This window comes from Pseudomonas sp. S3_B11, from assembly GCF_054667715.1.
Window position 1 is genome coordinate 5,279,582 of record NZ_CP162749.1, and the last position, 17,934, is coordinate 5,297,515.

13 protein-coding genes, 2 tRNA genes and 1 pseudogene are annotated in these 17,934 nt (G+C 60.7%); 2 read left to right on the forward strand and 14 right to left on the reverse strand.

Translation table 11 applies throughout. From position 1 onward, the window contains the following. Positions 1-45 precede the first annotated feature (45 nt). The 12 genes from AB4O22_RS23725 to rnr form a co-directional block, all read right to left on the reverse strand. Complete coding sequence (locus AB4O22_RS23725; RefSeq protein WP_223470940.1) at positions 46-3,336, reverse strand: transglutaminase family protein; 3,291 nt, start codon at positions 3,334-3,336, stop codon at positions 46-48. A 174-nt stretch (positions 3,337-3,510) separates the two neighbouring features. Next, on the reverse strand, positions 3,511-3,972 hold the full coding sequence (locus AB4O22_RS23730; protein ID WP_460097298.1) for a hypothetical protein: 462 nt from the start codon (positions 3,970-3,972) through the stop codon (positions 3,511-3,513). 72 nt (positions 3,973-4,044) lie between these two features. Continuing rightward, positions 4,045-4,488 carry a hypothetical protein gene (locus AB4O22_RS23735; protein WP_223470943.1) on the reverse strand — a complete coding sequence of 148 codons (444 nt, stop codon included), beginning with the start codon at positions 4,486-4,488 and terminating at the stop codon, positions 4,045-4,047. Further along, positions 4,485-5,405, reverse strand: coding sequence for an NAD synthetase (locus tag AB4O22_RS23740; protein WP_223470945.1), 921 nt, complete (start codon positions 5,403-5,405; stop codon positions 4,485-4,487). The genes AB4O22_RS23735 and AB4O22_RS23740 overlap by 4 nt, the downstream gene beginning before the upstream one ends. Before the next feature lie 290 nt (positions 5,406-5,695). Further along, positions 5,696-7,996, reverse strand: a complete 2,301-nt coding sequence (locus AB4O22_RS23745; protein ID WP_057448265.1) for a YgiQ family radical SAM protein — start codon at positions 7,994-7,996, stop codon at positions 5,696-5,698. Between the two features lie 202 nt (positions 7,997-8,198). Then, on the reverse strand, positions 8,199-9,596 hold the full coding sequence (gene dnaB / locus AB4O22_RS23750) for a replicative DNA helicase (protein WP_014336312.1): 1,398 nt from the start codon (positions 9,594-9,596) through the stop codon (positions 8,199-8,201). Between the two features lie 117 nt (positions 9,597-9,713). Continuing rightward, entirely contained in the window at positions 9,714-10,160 is a 447-nt protein-coding gene (gene rplI, locus AB4O22_RS23755) for a 50S ribosomal protein L9 (protein WP_003197251.1), read from the reverse strand. Between the two features lie 18 nt (positions 10,161-10,178). Continuing rightward, positions 10,179-11,069, reverse strand: coding sequence for a YybS family protein (locus AB4O22_RS23760; protein WP_223470947.1), 891 nt, complete (start codon positions 11,067-11,069; stop codon positions 10,179-10,181). A gap of 36 nt (positions 11,070-11,105) precedes the next feature. Continuing rightward, complete coding sequence (gene rpsR, locus AB4O22_RS23765; RefSeq protein WP_002551829.1) at positions 11,106-11,336, reverse strand: 30S ribosomal protein S18; 231 nt, start codon at positions 11,334-11,336, stop codon at positions 11,106-11,108. A 28-nt stretch (positions 11,337-11,364) separates the two neighbouring features. Then, positions 11,365-11,793: a 30S ribosomal protein S6 gene (rpsF, locus tag AB4O22_RS23770; RefSeq protein WP_003186395.1), complete on the reverse strand. Its 429-nt coding sequence runs from the start codon at positions 11,791-11,793 to the stop codon at positions 11,365-11,367. 304 nt (positions 11,794-12,097) lie between these two features. After that, on the reverse strand, positions 12,098-12,856 hold the full coding sequence (rlmB, locus tag AB4O22_RS23775) for a 23S rRNA (guanosine(2251)-2'-O)-methyltransferase RlmB (protein WP_013692133.1): 759 nt from the start codon (positions 12,854-12,856) through the stop codon (positions 12,098-12,100). Further along, a complete protein-coding gene (gene rnr, locus AB4O22_RS23780; RefSeq protein WP_003197244.1) occupies positions 12,853-15,489 on the reverse strand; it encodes a ribonuclease R in 2,637 nt (878 codons plus the stop codon). The genes rlmB and rnr overlap by 4 nt, the downstream gene beginning before the upstream one ends. A 226-nt stretch (positions 15,490-15,715) precedes the next feature. Between rnr and AB4O22_RS23785 the strand changes: the two genes are divergently transcribed. Then, positions 15,716-15,802 (forward strand) — tRNA-Leu (locus tag AB4O22_RS23785). A gap of 175 nt (positions 15,803-15,977) precedes the next feature. Beyond that, a tRNA-Leu gene (locus AB4O22_RS23790) sits at positions 15,978-16,064 on the forward strand. Positions 16,065-16,280: 216 nt separating this feature from the next. Here the strand turns inward: AB4O22_RS23790 and AB4O22_RS23795 are convergent. Together AB4O22_RS23795 and AB4O22_RS23800 are read right to left on the reverse strand one after the other, a co-directional pair. Continuing rightward, on the reverse strand, positions 16,281-17,165 hold the full coding sequence (locus AB4O22_RS23795; RefSeq protein WP_394351213.1) for a methyl-accepting chemotaxis protein: 885 nt from the start codon (positions 17,163-17,165) through the stop codon (positions 16,281-16,283). Then, a pseudogene (locus AB4O22_RS23800) lies at positions 17,139-17,879 on the reverse strand (HAMP domain-containing protein); the annotation flags it as partial. The gene AB4O22_RS23795 and the pseudogene AB4O22_RS23800, both read right to left, overlap by 27 nt. Between the last annotated feature and the right edge of the window lie 55 nt (positions 17,880-17,934).

The following is a 17,934-nucleotide window of genomic DNA, read 5'->3' on the forward strand; positions in this document are numbered from 1 at the left end:
GGAAAGATCGCAGCCTCGTTGCACTCGACAGCTCCTACACAGCTCCTACATTGAAGCCCCTGGAAAGCGTCGCAGATCGAGTGTGAGCGGAAACTCGTCATCCATGGCCAGGCTGGGTATCGGAAGTTTCCCTGGCGTATGTCCGATACGGAAGAAACGCGCCATCCGCCGGCTTTCGGCCTCGTTGGCATTCACCGGCAAGCTGTCGTAGTTACGCCCGCCCGGATGGGCCACGTGATACTGGCAGCCGCCCACGGAACGTTGCATCCAGGTGTCGAGCAAATCGAAGACCAGCGGCGCATGCACCGGGATGGTCGGTTGCAGGCAGTTGGCCGGTTGCCAGGCGCGGAAACGCACCCCGGCGACGAACTCGCCGACCCGGCCGGTGGGTTGCAAAGGCACCGGTACGCCATTGCAGGTCAGCAGGTAGCGTTGCGGCGCCAGGCCGCTGAGCTTGACCTGCAAGCGCTCCAGGGAGGAATCCACATAACGCACGGTGCCGCCCACCGCGCCCTCTTCCCCCAGCACATGCCAAGGCTCGAGGGCCTGGCGCAATTGCAGCTCGATACCGCTGACCGCGTAATCGCCCACCTTGGGGAAGCGGAACTCCAGGTGCGCAGCGAACCACTCGGCCCGCAGCGGGTAGCCGGCGGCATTCAGCTCATGGATGACGTCGGCAAAATCCTGCTCGATAAAGTGCGGCAACAGGAACCGGTCATGCAGCTCGGTGCCCCAGCGCGCCAGTTTCGCCGGCGCATAAGGCTCGCGCCAGAACCGCGCCACCAGCGCCCGCAGCAGTAATTGCTGGGCCAGGCTCATGCGGGCGTGGGGTGGCATCTCGAAAGCACGCAACTCCAACAGGCCGAGACGCCCGGTGGCGCCGTCCGGCGAATAGAGCTTGTCTATGCAGAATTCGGCACGGTGGGTATTGCCGGTCACGTCGATCAACAGGTTGCGCAACAGGCGATCGACCAACCACGGCGGGCATTCCTCGCCGGGCTGTGGCATTTGCGCGAAAGCGATTTCCAGCTCGTACAACGCGTCGTTGCGCGCCTCGTCCACGCGAGGTGCCTGGGAGGTCGGGCCGATGAACAATCCGGAAAACAGGTAGGACAACGACGGATGGTTATGCCAGTAACTGATCAGGCTGCGCAGCAGGTCGGGACGCCGCAGAAACGGAGAGTCAGCCGGTGTCGCGCCACCCAGTACGAAATGGTTACCGCCGCCGGTGCCTGTGTGCCGGCCATCGATCATGAATTTCTCGGTGGTCAGCCGGGTCTGTCGCGCTTCTTCGTATAAAAATTCAGTGCGCTCGACCAACTCATCCCAGGTCGCCGAAGGCTGCACGTTGACCTCGATCACACCGGGGTCGGGGGTGATGCGGAAATTGCCCAGGCGCGGGTCGCTCGGCGGCTCGTAGCCCTCCAACAGCACCGGACAGTGCAGCTCCTCAGCCGTCGCCTCGATGGCGCTGACCAGTTCCAGGTAATCCTCGACCCGCTCCAGTGGCGGCATGAACAGGTACAGCCGACCTTCGCGGGCCTCGGCGCAGAAAGCCGTGCGGGTCAGCCAGTCGGCGGATTTGTCGATCTCCGGGACATGCTCCTGCTCGGTCGCCGGCTCGCCGTGACGCGCCAGTTGCTCGGTGCCGGGCAGCACGGGCAAGTCCTGGTTCGGGTCGGTGGGGTGGATGAACGGGTACTCGGCCGCCGTCACCCAAGGCTGGGACGCCAGTGGCAAGCGATAGCCCAGGGGCGAATCCCCCGGCACCAGGCGGCAGTGACTGTCACGCAGGTACCAGCGACCGCTTTGCCATTGATCGCCCTTGGCGGTGCGGGCCAGCGGCAGGACCTGGCCGATGACCTTGTCCAGGCCTTGGTTGAAGACCTTGCGCAACCGTGCACGCTCCAGGGCGTCCTCCAGGCGTGGGTCCTCGGCCGTGACATTCGAAGGCAATGCACCTTCGCGCCAGAGGTAATAGAAGTTGTCTTCGTAGGCCGGAAACACGAAGCGCGCAGGAATTTTCAAACGCTCGGCAACGCTCGCCAGGAAACGTCCGGCCAGTTCGCCATCGGCGCCGTAGTCCTCCTGCTCATCGGCGATCAACGCGCTGTTGTGCCAGATCGGCACCCCGTCGCGCCGCCAATAGCAATTGAGCGACCAGCGCGGCAATTGCTCGCCGGGGTACCACTTGCCCTGGCCGAAATGCACCAGCCCCTTGGGCGCATAGTGCTTGCGCATGCGCTGGAACAGCTCGGCGGAGAGCCGGCGCTTGTCCGGCCCGAGTGCCGCGGTGTTCCACTCGGCGCCATCCGGGTCATCGATGGAGACAAAGGTCGGTTCGCCCCCCATGGTCAGGCGCACGTCGCCTTCCAACAGGTCGGCATCGATCTGGCGCCCCAGTGCCTGGATCGCCAGCCACTGTGCGTCGGTGTAAGGCTTGGTCACCCGCGGTGCTTCCCAGACCCGCTCGACGGACATTTCGTGGCTGAACTCACACTCGCAAGGCTCCACCAAGCCACTGATCGGGGCCGCCGAGGACGGATCGGGACTACAGGCCAACGGGATGTGGCCTTCACCGGCGAACAACCCGGATGTCGCATCCAGGCCGATCCAGCCAGCACCGGGCAGGTAGACCTCGCACCAGGCATGCAGGTCGGTGAAGTCCACGTCGGTGCCGGACGGGCCATCAAGGCTTTTCACATCGGCAGTCAACTGGATCAGGTAACCGGAAACGAAACGCGCGGCCAAGCCAAGGTTGCGCAACAGCTGCACCAACAGCCAGGCCGAGTCGCGGCAAGAGCCGGATGCGTGCTCAAGGGTGTGCTCCGGGGTCTGCACGCCCGGCTCCATGCGAATCAGGTAGTTGATGTCTTCGCTCAGGCGCTGGTTGAGCGCCACCAAAAAATCCACCGCAGGCAACGGCGTGCGGTCGATGCCGTCCAGATAGGCCTGGAATTTCGGCGTCAGCGGCAGGGTTTCCAGGTAAGGCGCCAACTCCTTGCGCTCGTCGGCCGCGTAGGCGAACGGGATCTTTTCGGCGTAGGGCTCGAGAAAGAAGTCGAACGGATTGAACACCGCCATTTCCGCCAGCAGATCGACTTCGATGCGCATCTCCCGGGTTTTCTCGGGAAACACCAGCCGCGCCAGGTAGTTGCCCTGGGGGTCCTGCTGCCAGTTGATGAAATGCTGCTCGGGCGAAACCTTCAGCGAATAGGAAAGAATCCGCGTGCGGCTGTGGGCCGCCGGGCGCAGGCGAACGATCTGCGGGCCGAGCTCGACGGCGCGGTCGTAGCGGTAATGCGTGACGTGATGCAATGCGACATGAATCGACACGACGTGCCTCCTGCGAGCCTGGGCGTTATCGAAAGCGGCGCAAGACTTATGCCATGCAGGCAGGCCGGACACTTTCTTTGTCTACTCAAGGCAGTAGAGCACTAAAAACGCGCGCTGCCCGAATTCATCTGCAAAGCAATGCACATAAATGCGGCGCCGACAGCGCAAATCGACTCAGCGACGCGGGCGTGATGCCTTGGCGGCCTGGATGATCAGCGCGCGTTGGCGGCGGATGTCGACGAGTTTGCTGCGCATCTCCCGATGGCGCTTGCTGTTGAGCAGCAAGAGCCCCAGCAGCGGCAACAACACCGCGAATAGGTACACACCCTGATGCGGTCGATAAGCGAACGTCGGCAGCACCGCCGCCAGGCAGGCCAGGAAATACCCCGCCACCCACCAGACCGCCCAGGCGCGCCCGCGAGCGATCAAGAGGTTGCCCAAGACCAGAACGATCACCAGGGCCAAAGTGCCGAGCCCGACATAGTCGGTCCTGGCTGACGGCTCCAGGGCACGCCAATAAGTGGTCCCGGCCAACACAAGCAGCGTGGGCCCGGAAAAGCAGCCCAGCAGGATCGTCCCCATGAAAACCGGAAAATAACGGGCGAGGAATGGCTTCAGCGATCCACCACCGATCATGGCGCAATCTCCTTAAAGCCATCAACGACAGCGCACGCCCTGACGGAGCGAAACGCTTGCAGCGTTACGCATTCATGATCGAGGGCCACGCAGAGCCTCCCGCTTTCTGCGGATAGCGACAAGTTTGTCACGCATATCCCGTTGCCTTTGGCTTTGCAGCAGCAACAGGCCAAGCACCGGGAATAATACCGCCATAGCGTAGAGCGCCCGATGAGGGGCGTAACCAACCATCGGAAGGACAAATACCAGGCAGGAGACGAATACCCCAACCAACAACCATACCCAGCGCGGTCGCCCCCAAAGGACCATCAGGTTACCGTGCGCCACTAACAGCGTAACCGCTGCGCCCCCCAGCATGATGTAAACGCCGCTTTCAGCTAGGGGCAATGATCGAAAATAGGTTATGAAAGCCAGTGAGATAGCCAAGGCAATTGAAATGTAAGCCGCGAAGATACCGGCAATAAACCCAAGAAAATGCCTTTGGAAGAAGCCTCGAAGTGTAAGTTCGTTGTTCATTCATCAAGCTCTTCGTACAGACCAATAGCGATAGTCTTGACATTGCCTGATAGGGCGCTCCCGCTCAGCCCGATAGCTGCGCCAAGCGAATCCTTGATTTGGGTAATAGTGCCGTGCTTGAGTTCGGCGGCCGTGAAGCGCTTGGGTAACTCACCGGCAAGTTGCTTCAACTTGAGCATTTTTGACGTCAAACGAGGATCATTGATACTCAACAATTCCTTGGTCAGCTTAGCCCTCTCCTGTCGGTTCAAGCCCCGCAGGACCTCGCGCAGAGTTTTACCGGTCGAAGCCTTGGCAACCCTGACCATTTTGATTGTCGTCAAAGCAGAGGCCCCCACGCCGACCAACGAAGCGGCATCCAAGCCTATTGAGGCGTTTTGATACCATGCCTCACTGTCCAGCCAGTCATTCGTTTGGGGGCTGGCAACTTCGAGGCTGGTGCGAACAAGTCCATTGACGCACTGGAGGCTGCTCGCTCCCGCAGCTGTCCAGGCAATTGCCACCATCACACCACTGGCTCCGGCACTGAAAGGGACCAGGATGGTTCCACTGGCAATCACGACCCAACTGATTACCGCTCCCGCACAAGAAAGTGTCGTGTTCACCGCCTCAATAACTAGACGCGACTCACGTGGATTGCTCTGTACCTGCTGGGCAAATTGCTCCGGCGCTATATATTTCTGCGCCTCGCGCAAGATGATCCGTTTAGGCTTGATGCTGCAAATCGGCTTGAACTCACGCAAAGTCAATACATTGAACTCAGCATCGATATACACCACACCCGCGCCGACGATGCTTGGATCGGCATCAATGGCGGCGAACAACCGTGGCAGGTTGATTTGACTTTCTATGCGGCGACGGGCCATCAACTGGGAGATGCTGTTGTCCATGCCGATGCCGGGTAACGGAGTGCTCATATGAATCGTCCTTGAGAATCGGAGGGTGAGACTTTATCCACACTGAACCCTGTGGCGAGGGAGCAGCCCCAAACAAACCCATGCAGCTTTCCCAGACAGACCGTGCCAGCCGGTTTACGACGGCTTCGCCGCCGAGCGGGAGCAAGCTCCCTCGCCACAAGGGCTGTGTCCAGCTTGACTGCACTTAATTGACTGACATTGGCGGGCGCCACGATAACAAACGGCCAGCACCGCCGCCAGAAAGCAAAACGCCAGCACTTAGGCTGGCGTTTTGCGAGGTGGCAGGGCGATCAGCGCGGCACGACAGGCTTGCGCGCCGGTTTCGGTCCTTTGCCCTTGGCGGCGTCCTTGCGTTCCTTGGCGGCCTGCTGGTTGCGGGCGAATGCCGCAGCCTTGGCCTGCTCGCGCTTGTCCCATGGGTTGCCGCCATCGCTGGCGCGCGGTGGCAGGCCGGTGTGCTGGGTCAGGATCTTGGTGGTTTCCTTGCCTACCTTGTGGCTGCCGGCTGGCGTCGAGTTCTTGCGACGGGCGCTCTGGTAGCTGTCGGTGGCCGGCTGGTGCAACGGAATCAATTGGTTCTTGCCCGGCCCGATCAGGTCGGCGCGGCCCATGCGGGTCAGCGCTTCGCGCAGCATCGGCCAGCCCTTGGGGTCGTGATAGCGCAGGAAGGCCTTGTGCAGGCGGCGCTGCTCCTCGCTCTTGACGATGGTCACCGCGTCGCTCTTGTAGGTGACCTTGCGCAGCGGGTTCTTGCCCGAGTGGTACATGGCGGTCGCCGTGGCCATTGGCGACGGATAGAACGCCTGCACCTGATCGGCGCGGAAACCATTGCCCTTGAGCCACAGCGCCAGGTTCATCATGTCTTCGTCGGTGGTGCCCGGGTGGGCGGCGATGAAGTACGGAATCAGGTACTGCTCTTTCCCGGCTTCCTTGGTGTACTTCTCGAACATCCGCTTGAATTTGTCATAGCTGCCGATGCCCGGCTTCATCATCTGGTTGAGCGGGCCTTCCTCGGTGTGCTCCGGAGCGATCTTCAGGTAACCGCCGACGTGGTGGGTCACCAGCTCCTTGACATATTCCGGCGACTCGACCGCCAGGTCGTAACGCAGGCCAGAGGCAATCAGGATCTTCTTCACCCCAGGCAAGGCCCGGGCGCTGCGGTACAGCTGGATCAACGAAGAATGGTCAGTGTTCAGGTTCGGGCAGATGCCGGGGAACACGCACGACGGCTTGCGGCACGCGGATTCGATTTCCGGGCTCTTGCAGGCAATGCGATACATGTTCGCGGTCGGGCCGCCGAGGTCGGAAATGACGCCGGTGAAACCCGGGACCTTGTCGCGGATCTCTTCGATCTCGCGAATGATCGACTCTTCGGAACGGTTCTGGATGATCCGGCCTTCGTGCTCGGTGATCGAGCAGAACGTGCAGCCACCGAAGCAGCCACGCATGATGTTCACCGAGAAACGGATCATCTCGTAGGCCGGGATCTTCTCCTTGCCATACGCCGGATGGGGGACGCGTGCGTAAGGCATGCCAAACACGTAGTCCATTTCTTCGGTGGTCATCGGAATGGGTGGCGGGTTGAACCAGACGTCGACTTCGCCGTGCTTCTGCACCAGGGCGCGGGCATTGCCTGGGTTGGTTTCCAGGTGAAGCACGCGGTTGGCGTGAGCGTAGAGCACCGCGTCGCCACGAACCTTCTCCACCGATGGCAGACGGATCACGGTCTTGTCGCGGGTCATTTTCGGGCTCGCCAGGATCTGCACGACCTTGGCTTCGCTCGGGTCCTCGACCGGACCCTTCTCCTGCTCGATGGCGCAGGCTTGCGTGTCCTGGGTGTTCACATACGGGTTGATGATCTTGTCGATCTTGCCCGGACGGTCGATGCGCGTGGAGTCGACTTCGTACCAGTCTTTCGGCGTATCACGACGGATGAAGGCCGTGCCGCGCACGTCGGTGATGTCTTCGATCTTGTGGCCGTAGGACAGGCGCTGGGCGACTTCGACAATCGCCCGCTCGGCATTGCCGTAGAGCAGGATGTCGGCGCAGGCGTCGATCAGGATCGAGTTGCGGACACGGTCCTGCCAGTAATCGTAGTGAGCGATACGGCGCAGCGACGCTTCGATGCCACCCAGCACGATCGGCACATGTTTGTAGGCTTCCTTGCAGCGCTGGCTGTAGACCAGGCTCGCGCGGTCCGGCCGTTTGCCCGCCATGCCGCCCGGGGTGTAGGCGTCATCGGAGCGAATTTTCTTGTCGGCGGTGTAGCGGTTGATCATCGAGTCCATGTTGCCGGCCGCGACACCGAAAAACAGGTTGGGCTCGCCAAGCTTCATGAAGTCGTCTTTGGACTGCCAGTTCGGCTGGGCAATGATCCCGACGCGAAAGCCCTGGGCTTCCAGCAAACGGCCAATGATCGCCATGCCGAACGACGGGTGATCGACGTAGGCATCACCGGTCACGATGATGATGTCGCACGAATCCCAGCCGAGCTGATCCATCTCCTCCCTGCTCATGGGCAGGAATGGCGCCGGACCGAAACATTCGGCCCAGTACTTGGGATAGTCAAATAACGGCTTGGCTGCTTGCATGTCGATAACCGGTATAAAAGATGAAAAATCGCGGGCGCGGAATATAGCACAAAAAATAACCAATTCCGACGGCTATGGTCGGAAATTGGTGGCGCACCTTTCGCGAGCAAGCTCGCTCCCACAGAGGAATGTATTCCAAGGTGGGAGCGAGCCTGCTCCGGGCGGCGTTCCGACGATGAGGCCGGATCAGACGATGAAGAGCTTACTCGTCGTCATCAAAATTGTAGCTACCCGGCGCCAGGTTCTCGAACCGGGTGTATTTACCGATGAACGCCAGGCGGATGAAGCCGATCGGGCCGTTCCGCTGCTTGCCGATGATGATTTCGGCGATGCCCTTGTGCTCCGTCTCGGGGTGATACACCTCGTCGCGATACACGAACATGATGACGTCGGCGTCCTGCTCGATCGCTCCGGATTCCCGCAAGTCGGAGTTCACCGGACGCTTGTTGGGGCGCTGTTCCAAGGAGCGGTTCAACTGGGAAAGAGCCACCACCGGGCAGTTGAATTCCTTGGCCAGGGCCTTGAGGGAACGGGAGATTTCGGAAATCTCGTTGGTCCGGTTGTCGCCGCTGGAACCGGGGATCTGCATCAGTTGCAGGTAGTCGATCATGATCAACCCTACCTCACCGTGCTCACGCACCAGGCGACGGGTCCGGGCGCGCATTTCCGATGGGCTGATACCAGCCGTATCGTCGATGAACAGCTTGCGGTCGTTGAGCAGGTTGACCGCCGAGGTGAGGCGCGGCCAGTCGTCGTCTTCCAGTTGGCCGGAACGAACCTTGGTCTGGTCGATACGCCCCAGAGACGAGAGCATACGCATGATCAGCGATTCGCCTGGCATCTCGAGGGAGTACACCAGGACAGCCTTTTCGCTGCGCAGCACGGCGTTTTCCACCAGGTTCATCGCAAAGGTGGTTTTCCCCATGGACGGACGGCCGGCGACGATAATCAGATCGGACGGCTGCAGGCCGCTGGTCTTCTCGTCGAGGTCGGTGTAGCCGGTGGACAGGCCGGTGATGGCGTTGTCAGTATTGAACAAGGTGTCGATACGGTCGATCGCCTTGGTCAACAGGTCGTTGACGCTGACCGGGCCGCCGGTTTTCGGGCGGGCCTCGGCGATCTGGAAGATCTGCCGTTCGGCTTCGTCAAGGATCTCGGCGGCGGTGCGGCCTTCCGGGTTGAAGGCGCTGTCGGCGATTTCGGTGCTGATGCCGATCAATTGGCGCAAGGTCGCCCGCTCGCGCACGATCTGCGCGTAAGCCTTGATGTTGGCGACCGACGGCGTGTTTTTCGCCAGTTCGCCCAGGTAACCGAGGCCACCGACCTGAGACGTCTGCCCTTCCTTGTCCAATTGCTCGGCCAGGGTCACGACGTCGATCGGCATGTTCTGATCGGCCAGCTTGGCGATCGCACGGAAAATCAGCCGGTGGTCATGCCGGTAGAAATCGCCATCGGAGACTTGATCGAGCACGCGTTCCCAGGCGTTGTTGTCCAGCATCAGACCACCGAGCACGGCCTGTTCGGCCTCGATGGAATGCGGAGGCACCTTCAGGGCAGCGGTTTGCAGATCGTATTGCTCGGGAGCGGTGATTTCGTTCATGGCCACTTCTGGTTATGAAAATCAGGAATTGCAGAAAGACAAAGGGCACGACCTGTAAACAGGATCGTGCCCGATGTTACCGGCAAGCACCCGAGGGTGCCAACCGACAGGTGTTGCTTAGGCTGCTACCACGACAACGCGTACGGTGGCTTCAACTTCGGCGTGCAGGTGCACGGCTACGTCGAATTCGCCTACGTTGCGGATGGTGCCGTTCGGCAGACGAACTTCACTTTTCGCAACTTCAACGCCGGAGGCGGTCAGTGCGTCAGCGATGTCGTGAGTACCGATCGAACCGAACAGCTTGCCTTCGTCGCCAGCGGTGGCAGTGATGGTCACTTCCAGCTCGGCCAGTTGGGCAGCACGGCTTTCAGCCGAGGTTTTACGGTCTGCGGCAGCTTTTTCCAGCTCAGCACGACGCTCTTCGAACGCAGCCAGGTTGGCAGCGGTCGCAGCGGTGGCTTTGCCGTAAGGCAGCAGGTAGTTACGACCGTAACCGGCCTTAACGTTTACTTTGTCACCCAGGTTGCCCAGGTTGGTGACTTTTTCCAGAAGGATCAGTTGCATGTGAAAATCCTCTAACTTTTAACCTTCACCGTTCGCGTTGTCGGCGTCTTTCGGCGCCATACGACCGCGAAAATCAATCAGGCTGTCGACGATGGCCATGACCACGAGCAACGGACCGAGCAAGTGCATGAAAGGCAACAACGTCACGTACATCCCCACCAGCCAGAACGTGGCCAGTCGTTTCTGCGCCACCAGCCCATGAATCAGGGCCAGGCCGGCGAAGACCAGCGGTACACTGCACAACGGCGACAGGATCAGTGCATGCAGCCCGAAAAACGGAGCCACACACATGACGGCCAGTAGTGACAGCGCCACGCTTTTGGGGAATCGGATGGCGCGAAATTCGCGACCGAAACCACCGGGGTTATACAACGACGCCTGCCAATAGCGCCCAAGAATCAGGCACAGCACGCTAAAGATCTGCGACGATAACGCTATCGAAATGATCAGCAGCGGAGCGCTCATAGCGGTGAAAAGCGCCTTCTGGTCTGCCGAGAATGTCTCGTAGACCCCACCCATCGCCAGCGGCAGGACGTCTTCGAACGTCTGCGCCAGTGACTCGATGAAGGAACTGAAGACAGTTCCCAGGCTCACCGCACACAACAACCCCACGGCCACGCTGCACAGCAGCACGCGGTTCCAGGTATGACCGGCGCGCAGAACCAACGCCAGGCCACCGGCCCCGAGCAACACCAGGAGTGTTGTCGGGTCCTTCAGGAAATACCAGCTCACCAACGCTGACAATAACCCGATACCCAGGACGCTCAAGGCGTCCGAACCGCGCCGCAGGAGCACAAGGCACCCAGCGGCGGCACTCAACCAGAACAACAGCGGCAATGCCGCGGATCCGGCCACAACCAACGTGGCCTGCACACGTCCCCGCATGATGAAGTCAGCTAAGGCGCGCATGCATTCAATCCCTTACTACTCGTCGACTGCCCGGTCTCAGCGGCCGTGGCTGTCGGTGTAGGCCAGCAGGGCCAGGAAGCGGGCGCGCTTGATAGCGGTGGCCAGCTGACGCTGATAACGAGCTTTGGTACCGGTGATACGGCTTGGAACGATTTTGCCGGTCTCGGATACGTAGGCTTTCAGAGTGTTGAGATCTTTGTAATCGATCTCTTTCACGTCTTCAGCGGTGAAGCGGCAGAATTTACGACGACGGAAGAAACGTGCCATGTGATTGGCTCCTTAAAAGGTCCGTGGATTACTCGTCAGCGTTATCGCTGTTGTCGCTGTCGCTATCGCTGTCATCGCCATCGGCGCTGTCAGAGTGCTCAGGACGGTCGCGACGCTCACGGCGCTCACTGCGGTTTTCTTCAGCCTTGAGCATCTCGGATTGGCCGGTGACGGCTTCTTCGCGACGGATGACCAGGTTACGGATCACTGCATCGTTGTAGCGGAAGTTGTCTTCCAGCTCGGCCAGGGCCTTGCCAGTGCACTCAACGTTCAGCATCACGTAGTGAGCCTTGTGAACATTGTTGATTGCGTAGGCCAGTTGACGACGGCCCCAATCTTCCAGACGGTGGATTTTGCCGCCGTCTTCTTCGATCAGCTTGGTGTAACGCTCAACCATGCCGCCGACTTGCTCGCTTTGATCCGGGTGGACCAAAAAGATGATTTCGTAATGACGCATGAATGCTCCTTACGGGTTGTAGCCTGCCGCTCAAAAACGGTCAGACAAGGAGTGAATGACACTTATGGACTTGTGGACGCTAGACACATGAGTGCCTGCCATCACAGCAAGGGGCGCAATTGTAGAGAAGGGTCGAGGGAGGTGCAAGGCAATTGGTGATTATTTGAACAACCGCCGATCCTGCCCCACACAAAACACTGTGGGAGCGAGCTTGCTCGCGATAGCGGCGTGCCAGTCGACATTTCTGGCACTGATACACCGTCATCGCGAGCAAGCTCGCTCCCACATTTGATACGCGTCTGGCTCAGGATTTTTTGGCGGAAGCCTTGACGCTGCGCTGGCGCAGCGCTTCGAACAGGCACACGCCGGTCGCGACCGAAACGTTGAGGCTACTGACGCTGCCGGCCATCGGCAGCTTGACCAGGTAATCGCAGTGCTCGCGGGTCAGGCGGCGCATGCCCTTGCCTTCGGCGCCCATGATCAGGATCGTCGGGCCCGTCAGGTCCTGGTCATAAATGCTGACCTCGGCCTCACCCGCCGTGCCAACCACCCACAAGCCGCGCTGCTGGAGTTTTTCCAGGGTACGCGCCAGGTTGGTCACCGCCACCAGTGGAATCACTTCCGCCGCGCCGCAGGCGACCTTACGCACAGCCGGCGTCAAGGTTGCCGACTTGTCTTTAGGCACGATCACCGCCAACGCACCCGCCGCATCCGCCGAACGCAGGCAGGCGCCGAGGTTATGCGGGTCGGTCACGCCGTCCAGCACCAGCAGCAGGGGCGCGCCTTCGGTGCGATCGAGCAGTTCGTCGAGCATCGCCTCGCCCCAGACCTGGCTCGGGCTTACGTCCGCAACCACACCCTGGTGAACGCCTTCGACCCACACGTCCATTTCACGACGCTCGGCCTGGCCGATGGCAACCTTGTTTTGGGTGGCCAGTTCGACCAGCGCCTGCACACGCGGCTCGCTGCGACCTTCCGCCAACCATACTTGCTTGACACGTTTAGGGTGGTGACGCAGCAGTGCTTCTACGGCGTGCACGCCGTAGATTTTTTCCAGACTCATGACTTGGCCTTAGGTTTGCGCGACCCGCCGCTTTTCGCGGGGGCCGAACCCGCTTTTGGCGGGCCTTTACGGTGTTTACTTGGCTTGCTCGACGGTTTTTCCGCCCCGTGGGACTTTCCCCCAGACGCCGCTTTACCACCGCTTTTGGCTTCGTTGAGCAACTGCTGCTTCAACTCGCGGCTCTTGCGCAGTTCGGCGTTTTTCGCCGCAGCGTCGCTGGGGCGGTAGGCCTCGGGAGCCTTATCCTTGACAGACGAACGGCGACCGGCCCTGGCTGGCTCAGGCTCCGCGGTTTTTGCAGGAGCACCTTTACCCTTACCTTTGGTCGCAGGCGCTGCGGTCTCGTTGCCACGCTTTTTACGGCCAGTCGGTGCTTCGGCGGGCTTGTCAGACATTCCGAAGTCGATCTTGCGCTCATCGAGGTCGACGCGCATGACCTGCACTTCCACGGTGTCGCCCAGACGGAAGCTGCGACCGGTGCGCTCGCCCGCCAGGCGGTGGTGCACAGGATCGAAGTGGTAGTAATCACCCGGCAAGGCGGTGACGTGCACCAAGCCCTCGACGTAGATGTCGGTCAGCTCGACAAACAAACCGAAGCCGGTCACTGCAGTGATCACACCCGGGAACGACTCGCCCACGCGGTCTTTCATGAACTCGCACTTGAGCCAGTTCACCACGTCGCGAGTGGCTTCGTCGGCGCGGCGCTCGCTCATGGAGCACTGCTCGCCCAACTGTTCCAGGGCCGCTTCGTCGTACGGATAGATCCGTGCCTTCGGAATGGTCATGGCACCGGCGCGCTTGACGTGCGGGGTGTTCTGCTTGGAATGGATCACGCTGCGGATCGCGCGGTGCGTGAGCAGGTCCGGGTAACGGCGGATCGGCGAGGTGAAGTGGGTGTACGCCTCGTAATTCAGGCCAAAGTGACCCTGGTTGTCGGCGCTGTACACCGCCTGGCTCAGGGAGCGCAGCATCACGGTCTGGATCACATGGTAATCCGGACGGTCCTTGATGCTGGCCAGCAGTGCCTGGTAGTCCTTCGGCGTCGGGCCGTCCTTGCCTTTGTGCAGGGACAGGCCGAGCTCGCCGAGGAAGGCGCGCAGCTTTTCCAGACGCTCCGGCGGCGGGCCGTCGTGCACGCGGTACAACGCAGGAATCTCGTGCTTCTTGAGGAATTCCGCGGTGGCCACGTTGGCCGCCAGCATGCACTCTTCGATCAGCTTGTGCGCATCGTTACGGGTCGTCGGGGTGATTGCGGCGATCTTGCGCTCGGAACCGAAGACAATCCGGGTTTCCTGGGTCTCGAAATCGATTGCGCCACGCACGTGACGGGCACCCAGCAATACCTTGTACAGCGAGTACAGCTGCTTGAGATGCGGCACCACGCCAGCGTATTCGGTACGCAGGGTCTTGGCTTCACTGGTCTTCGGCGTTTCCAGGATGGTGCTGACCTTGTTGTAGGTCAGGCGCGCCTGGGAGTGGATCACCGCTTCGTAGAATTGGTAGTCGGTCATTTCGCCGGTCTTGGAGATGGTCATCTCGCACACCATGGCCAAACGGTCGACTTTCGGATTCAGCGAGCACAGCCCGTTGGACAACTGCTCAGGCAGCATCGGGATCACGCGCTCAGGGAAATACACGGAGTTGCCGCGCACCTGGGCTTCGTTATCCAGGGCCGAACCGATCTTCACGTAGCTGGACACGTCGGCAATCGCGACGAACAACTTCCAGCCGCCGGAGAACAGGCGCAGCTTGCCAGGCTTGGCTTCGCAGTAGACCGCATCGTCGAAGTCGCGGGCATCTTCGCCGTCGATGGTGACGAACGGCAGATGGCGCAGGTCGATGCGTTTTTCTTTATCTTTCTCTTCAACTTCCGGCTTGAGCTTGGCGGCTTCCTTGAGCACAGCCTCGGGCCAGACGTGAGGGATGTCGTAGGTGCGCAGCGCGACGTCGATCTCCATGCCCGGCGCCATGTAGTTGCCGACCACTTCAACGATATCGCCCTGTGGCTGGAAGCGCGCAGTTGGCCAGTGGGTGATTTTCACCTCGACGAACTGACCCACCTTGGCGGCGCCATTACGGCCCGGGGTAATCAGCACCTCCTGCTGGACCTTCGGGTTATCCGGCACAACAAAACCGATACCGCCTTCTTCGAAGTAACGGCCGACGATGGACTCGTGGGCACGGGACACCACTTCGACGATCACGCCCTCACGGCGACCACGACGGTCCAGGCCGGAAACACGGGCCAGGGCCCGGTCACCGTCGAACACCAGGCGCATTTGCGCCGGGCTCATGAACAGGTCGTCGCTGCCGTCGTCCGGGATCAGGAAACCGAAGCCGTCACGGTGACCGGCGATGCGGCCCAGGATCAGGTCGAGCTTGTCCACCGGCGCATAGGTGCCGCGCCGGGTGTAGATCAGTTGAGCGTCGCGCTCCATGGCGCGCAGACGGCGGCGCAGGGCTTCGAGTTGGTCCTCGGTGGTCAGACCGAACTCTTCGACCAACTGCTCGCGGCTAGCAGGCGACCCCCGATCGGCGAGATGCGCCAGGATCAGTTCGCGGCTAGGAATAGGGTTTTCATATTTTTCCGCTTCACGAGCGGCCTCGGGATCGAGGGACTGCCAATCGGCCATTAGAGAGTTTTCACCTTGTCTATATGCGGGTTAGTTTGGCATAGGCTTAATGAAACGGGAAATTTCAAGCATCCGATCGCTTTTCTAAAGTCATTTGGCCCGCCTTGGAAGCCCGGAAAAGCACCGCTCGTGAAATTTAGCGGTTTTTTTCTCAGGAGGGGTTTACAGTTAAAAAGACGCTCCGTATAGTGCGCGCCATCGACGACGTACACACGATGTCGATATTGCCCAGATGGTGAAATTGGTAGACACGCCAGCTTCAGGTGCTGGTGACCGCAAGGTCGTGGAAGTTCGAGTCTTCTTCTGGGCACCAATTTCGAGCAACAGGTCAATGACCTGCATGCTCAACAAAAACCCGCGAAAGCGGGTTTTTGCATTTTTGCCCCTGCAATTGCGTTTGGCAATTACTAAAACAAAAACAGGGGTTTACAGATCAAAATGCGCTCCGTATAGTGCGCCACATCAACAGCGGCAACGCTGAAGATGCTGCCCAGATGGTGAAATTGGTAGACACGCCAGCTTCAGGTGCTGGTGACCGCAAGGTCGTGGAAGTTCGAGTCTTCTTCTGGGCACCAATTCAAGCTTCAAGGTTACGGCCTTGAATCTCACAAAAACCCGCGAAAGCGGGTTTTTGCGTTTCTGGCCTCTGGGAATATATCTGAGCCGCTGACATCGCTATCGCGAGCAAGCTCGCTCTCACAAGGGATTCATGCCGGACACAAAATCTGTATCCACTAAAAATCACCTGTGGGAGCGAGCTTGCTCGCGATGAGGCCAGCCTAGCAGCCTGATCAGGCCCGGAACTGCCCCAGGCTTGCCTTCAACTGCGCCGCCAGGTTGTCGAGCACCTTGCCGCTGGCGGTGGTCTCGACCACGGCCTGGGCCGCCTTCTCGGCCTGGGCATGGATGGTTTCCACCCGCCCGCGCACCGCTTGCGCACCCTGGGCCTGATGAGCCGCTGCCTGAGTCGCCAGGCCGATGGCCGCATGCACCTGCTCCACGGATGCCTGCACCGACTGCTGCAACCGCGCACTGTCTCGCAGCACCAACAAGCCTTCGCTGGCCTGGCGCCCGGCCTGGCCGATAGCGGCCACCGCCTCGCGAGCCCCCTGCTGCAAGGCCACGATATGCGCCTGGATATCGCCCGTTGAGCTTTGGGTCTTGCTCGCCAGGGCCCGCACCTCATCCGCCACCACGGCAAACCCGCGCCCGGTCTCCCCGGCCCGCGCCGCCTCGATGGCCGCGTTCAAGGCCAACAAGTTAGTCTGCTCGGCGATGCCGTGAATCACCGTCAGCACCACTTCGATCTGTTCGCTCTGCTGCGCCAGCCGCTCGATCACTTTCGCCCCGGTGTCTACCTGCCCGGCCAACGCCTCGATCAAGCTACTGACCTTGGCCGAAGTGCGAGTGTTTTCATCGGTGGCCTGGCGGATCTCCACCACCTGCTGCAAAGCCGCCTGCATCGCCTGGCTTTCCGATTGAGCCTCATCCGCCATTTGCGACAGCGCACGCAGGCTCTCGGCCACCTCATCACGCTGCATCCCGGCCGCCGCGTCGGCACCGGAGTTGCGCAAGGTCATCGCACCGATTTCCACACCGGTACGCTGGGCCACATCGCCCGCCTCGCGCACGATGGGTTGCAACTTATCCACAAAGCGGTTGACCGCTGAGGCCATGTCGCCGATTTCGTCCTTGCTGTTGATTTGCACACGCTTGGTCAGGTCACCCTCGCCCGCCGCCAAGTCGTTCATGGCCGCGATCAGCAACTTCAAGCGATTGACCACCCGACGCCCCAGCACCACGGCCAGCAGCACCAGCACGCCGAAGCCCACCAGCGCCAGGCCCAGGCCGATGCGCCAGCGCAAGGTGCCTGCGGCTTCCTGCACAGTGCTAGAGGTATTGGTCTGCATCTGTGTGGCGGTGGCCTGGGCCGACTCCAGACGACCGCGCATGGCGGTGGCGCTGTCGGCCGCCGCCCCCTTGAGGCTGTCACCGACCAACTGGTCGCTGCTGGCGATCAAGGCCAAGAAGCGTTGGTCCAGCGCCTTCAGGTCAGCTTCAACGGAAGCCGTGGAAACGCCCATCAATACTTTGCCAATCTCTACGCCGTTGGGGCTGATCGAGGCTTCAAGGTAATACACCGAGGGGTCGCTCTTCGCCGCATCCAGCACTTTATCCAATGCTCGCTCGCCCTTGCCTTTCTCCAGCAGCGCCTTGTTGATCGGGTTTTCCCGGTTCAGGTAGCGAGTCAGGTGCTCACCACTGGCGTCGTCATAAATAACGAACAACACATTGGGGTTGCGCTGGGCCCGGCGGGCGAATTCGGAAAGGGTCGGTATGTCGCTGTCCCACATGGCGCGTGGCGCGACCGAGGCCAGGAGTTGCGCCATATCGTTGGCGGAATCCTTGAGCGATTTCTCGAGTGTCGTGCGCAACTGCGCCTGC

What these genes read in the sequence shown, in the direction of transcription:
- rpsR (WP_002551829.1), bottom strand. Translation starts at nt 11,336, where the DNA reads ATGGCACGTTTCTTCCGTCGTCGTAAATTCTGCCGCTTCACCGCTGAA.
- rnr (WP_003197244.1), bottom strand. Translation starts at nt 15,489, where the DNA reads ATGGCCGATTGGCAGTCCCTCGATCCCGAGGCCGCTCGTGAAGCGGAA.
- AB4O22_RS23795 (WP_394351213.1), bottom strand. Translation starts at nt 17,165, where the DNA reads ATGGCCTCAGCGGTCAACCGCTTTGTGGATAAGTTGCAACCCATCGTG.
- dnaB (WP_014336312.1), bottom strand. Translation starts at nt 9,596, where the DNA reads ATGAACGAAATCACCGCTCCCGAGCAATACGATCTGCAAACCGCTGCC.
- AB4O22_RS23745 (WP_057448265.1), bottom strand. Translation starts at nt 7,996, where the DNA reads ATGCAAGCAGCCAAGCCGTTATTTGACTATCCCAAGTACTGGGCCGAA.
- AB4O22_RS23730 (WP_460097298.1), bottom strand. Translation starts at nt 3,972, where the DNA reads ATGATCGGTGGTGGATCGCTGAAGCCATTCCTCGCCCGTTATTTTCCG.
- rlmB (WP_013692133.1), bottom strand. Translation starts at nt 12,856, where the DNA reads ATGAGTCTGGAAAAAATCTACGGCGTGCACGCCGTAGAAGCACTGCTG.
- rpsF (WP_003186395.1), bottom strand. Translation starts at nt 11,793, where the DNA reads ATGCGTCATTACGAAATCATCTTTTTGGTCCACCCGGATCAAAGCGAG.
- AB4O22_RS23740 (WP_223470945.1), bottom strand. Translation starts at nt 5,405, where the DNA reads ATGAGCACTCCGTTACCCGGCATCGGCATGGACAACAGCATCTCCCAG.
- rplI (WP_003197251.1), bottom strand. Translation starts at nt 10,160, where the DNA reads ATGCAACTGATCCTTCTGGAAAAAGTCACCAACCTGGGCAACCTGGGT.
- AB4O22_RS23735 (WP_223470943.1), bottom strand. Translation starts at nt 4,488, where the DNA reads ATGAACAACGAACTTACACTTCGAGGCTTCTTCCAAAGGCATTTTCTT.
- AB4O22_RS23760 (WP_223470947.1), bottom strand. Translation starts at nt 11,069, where the DNA reads ATGCGCGCCTTAGCTGACTTCATCATGCGGGGACGTGTGCAGGCCACG.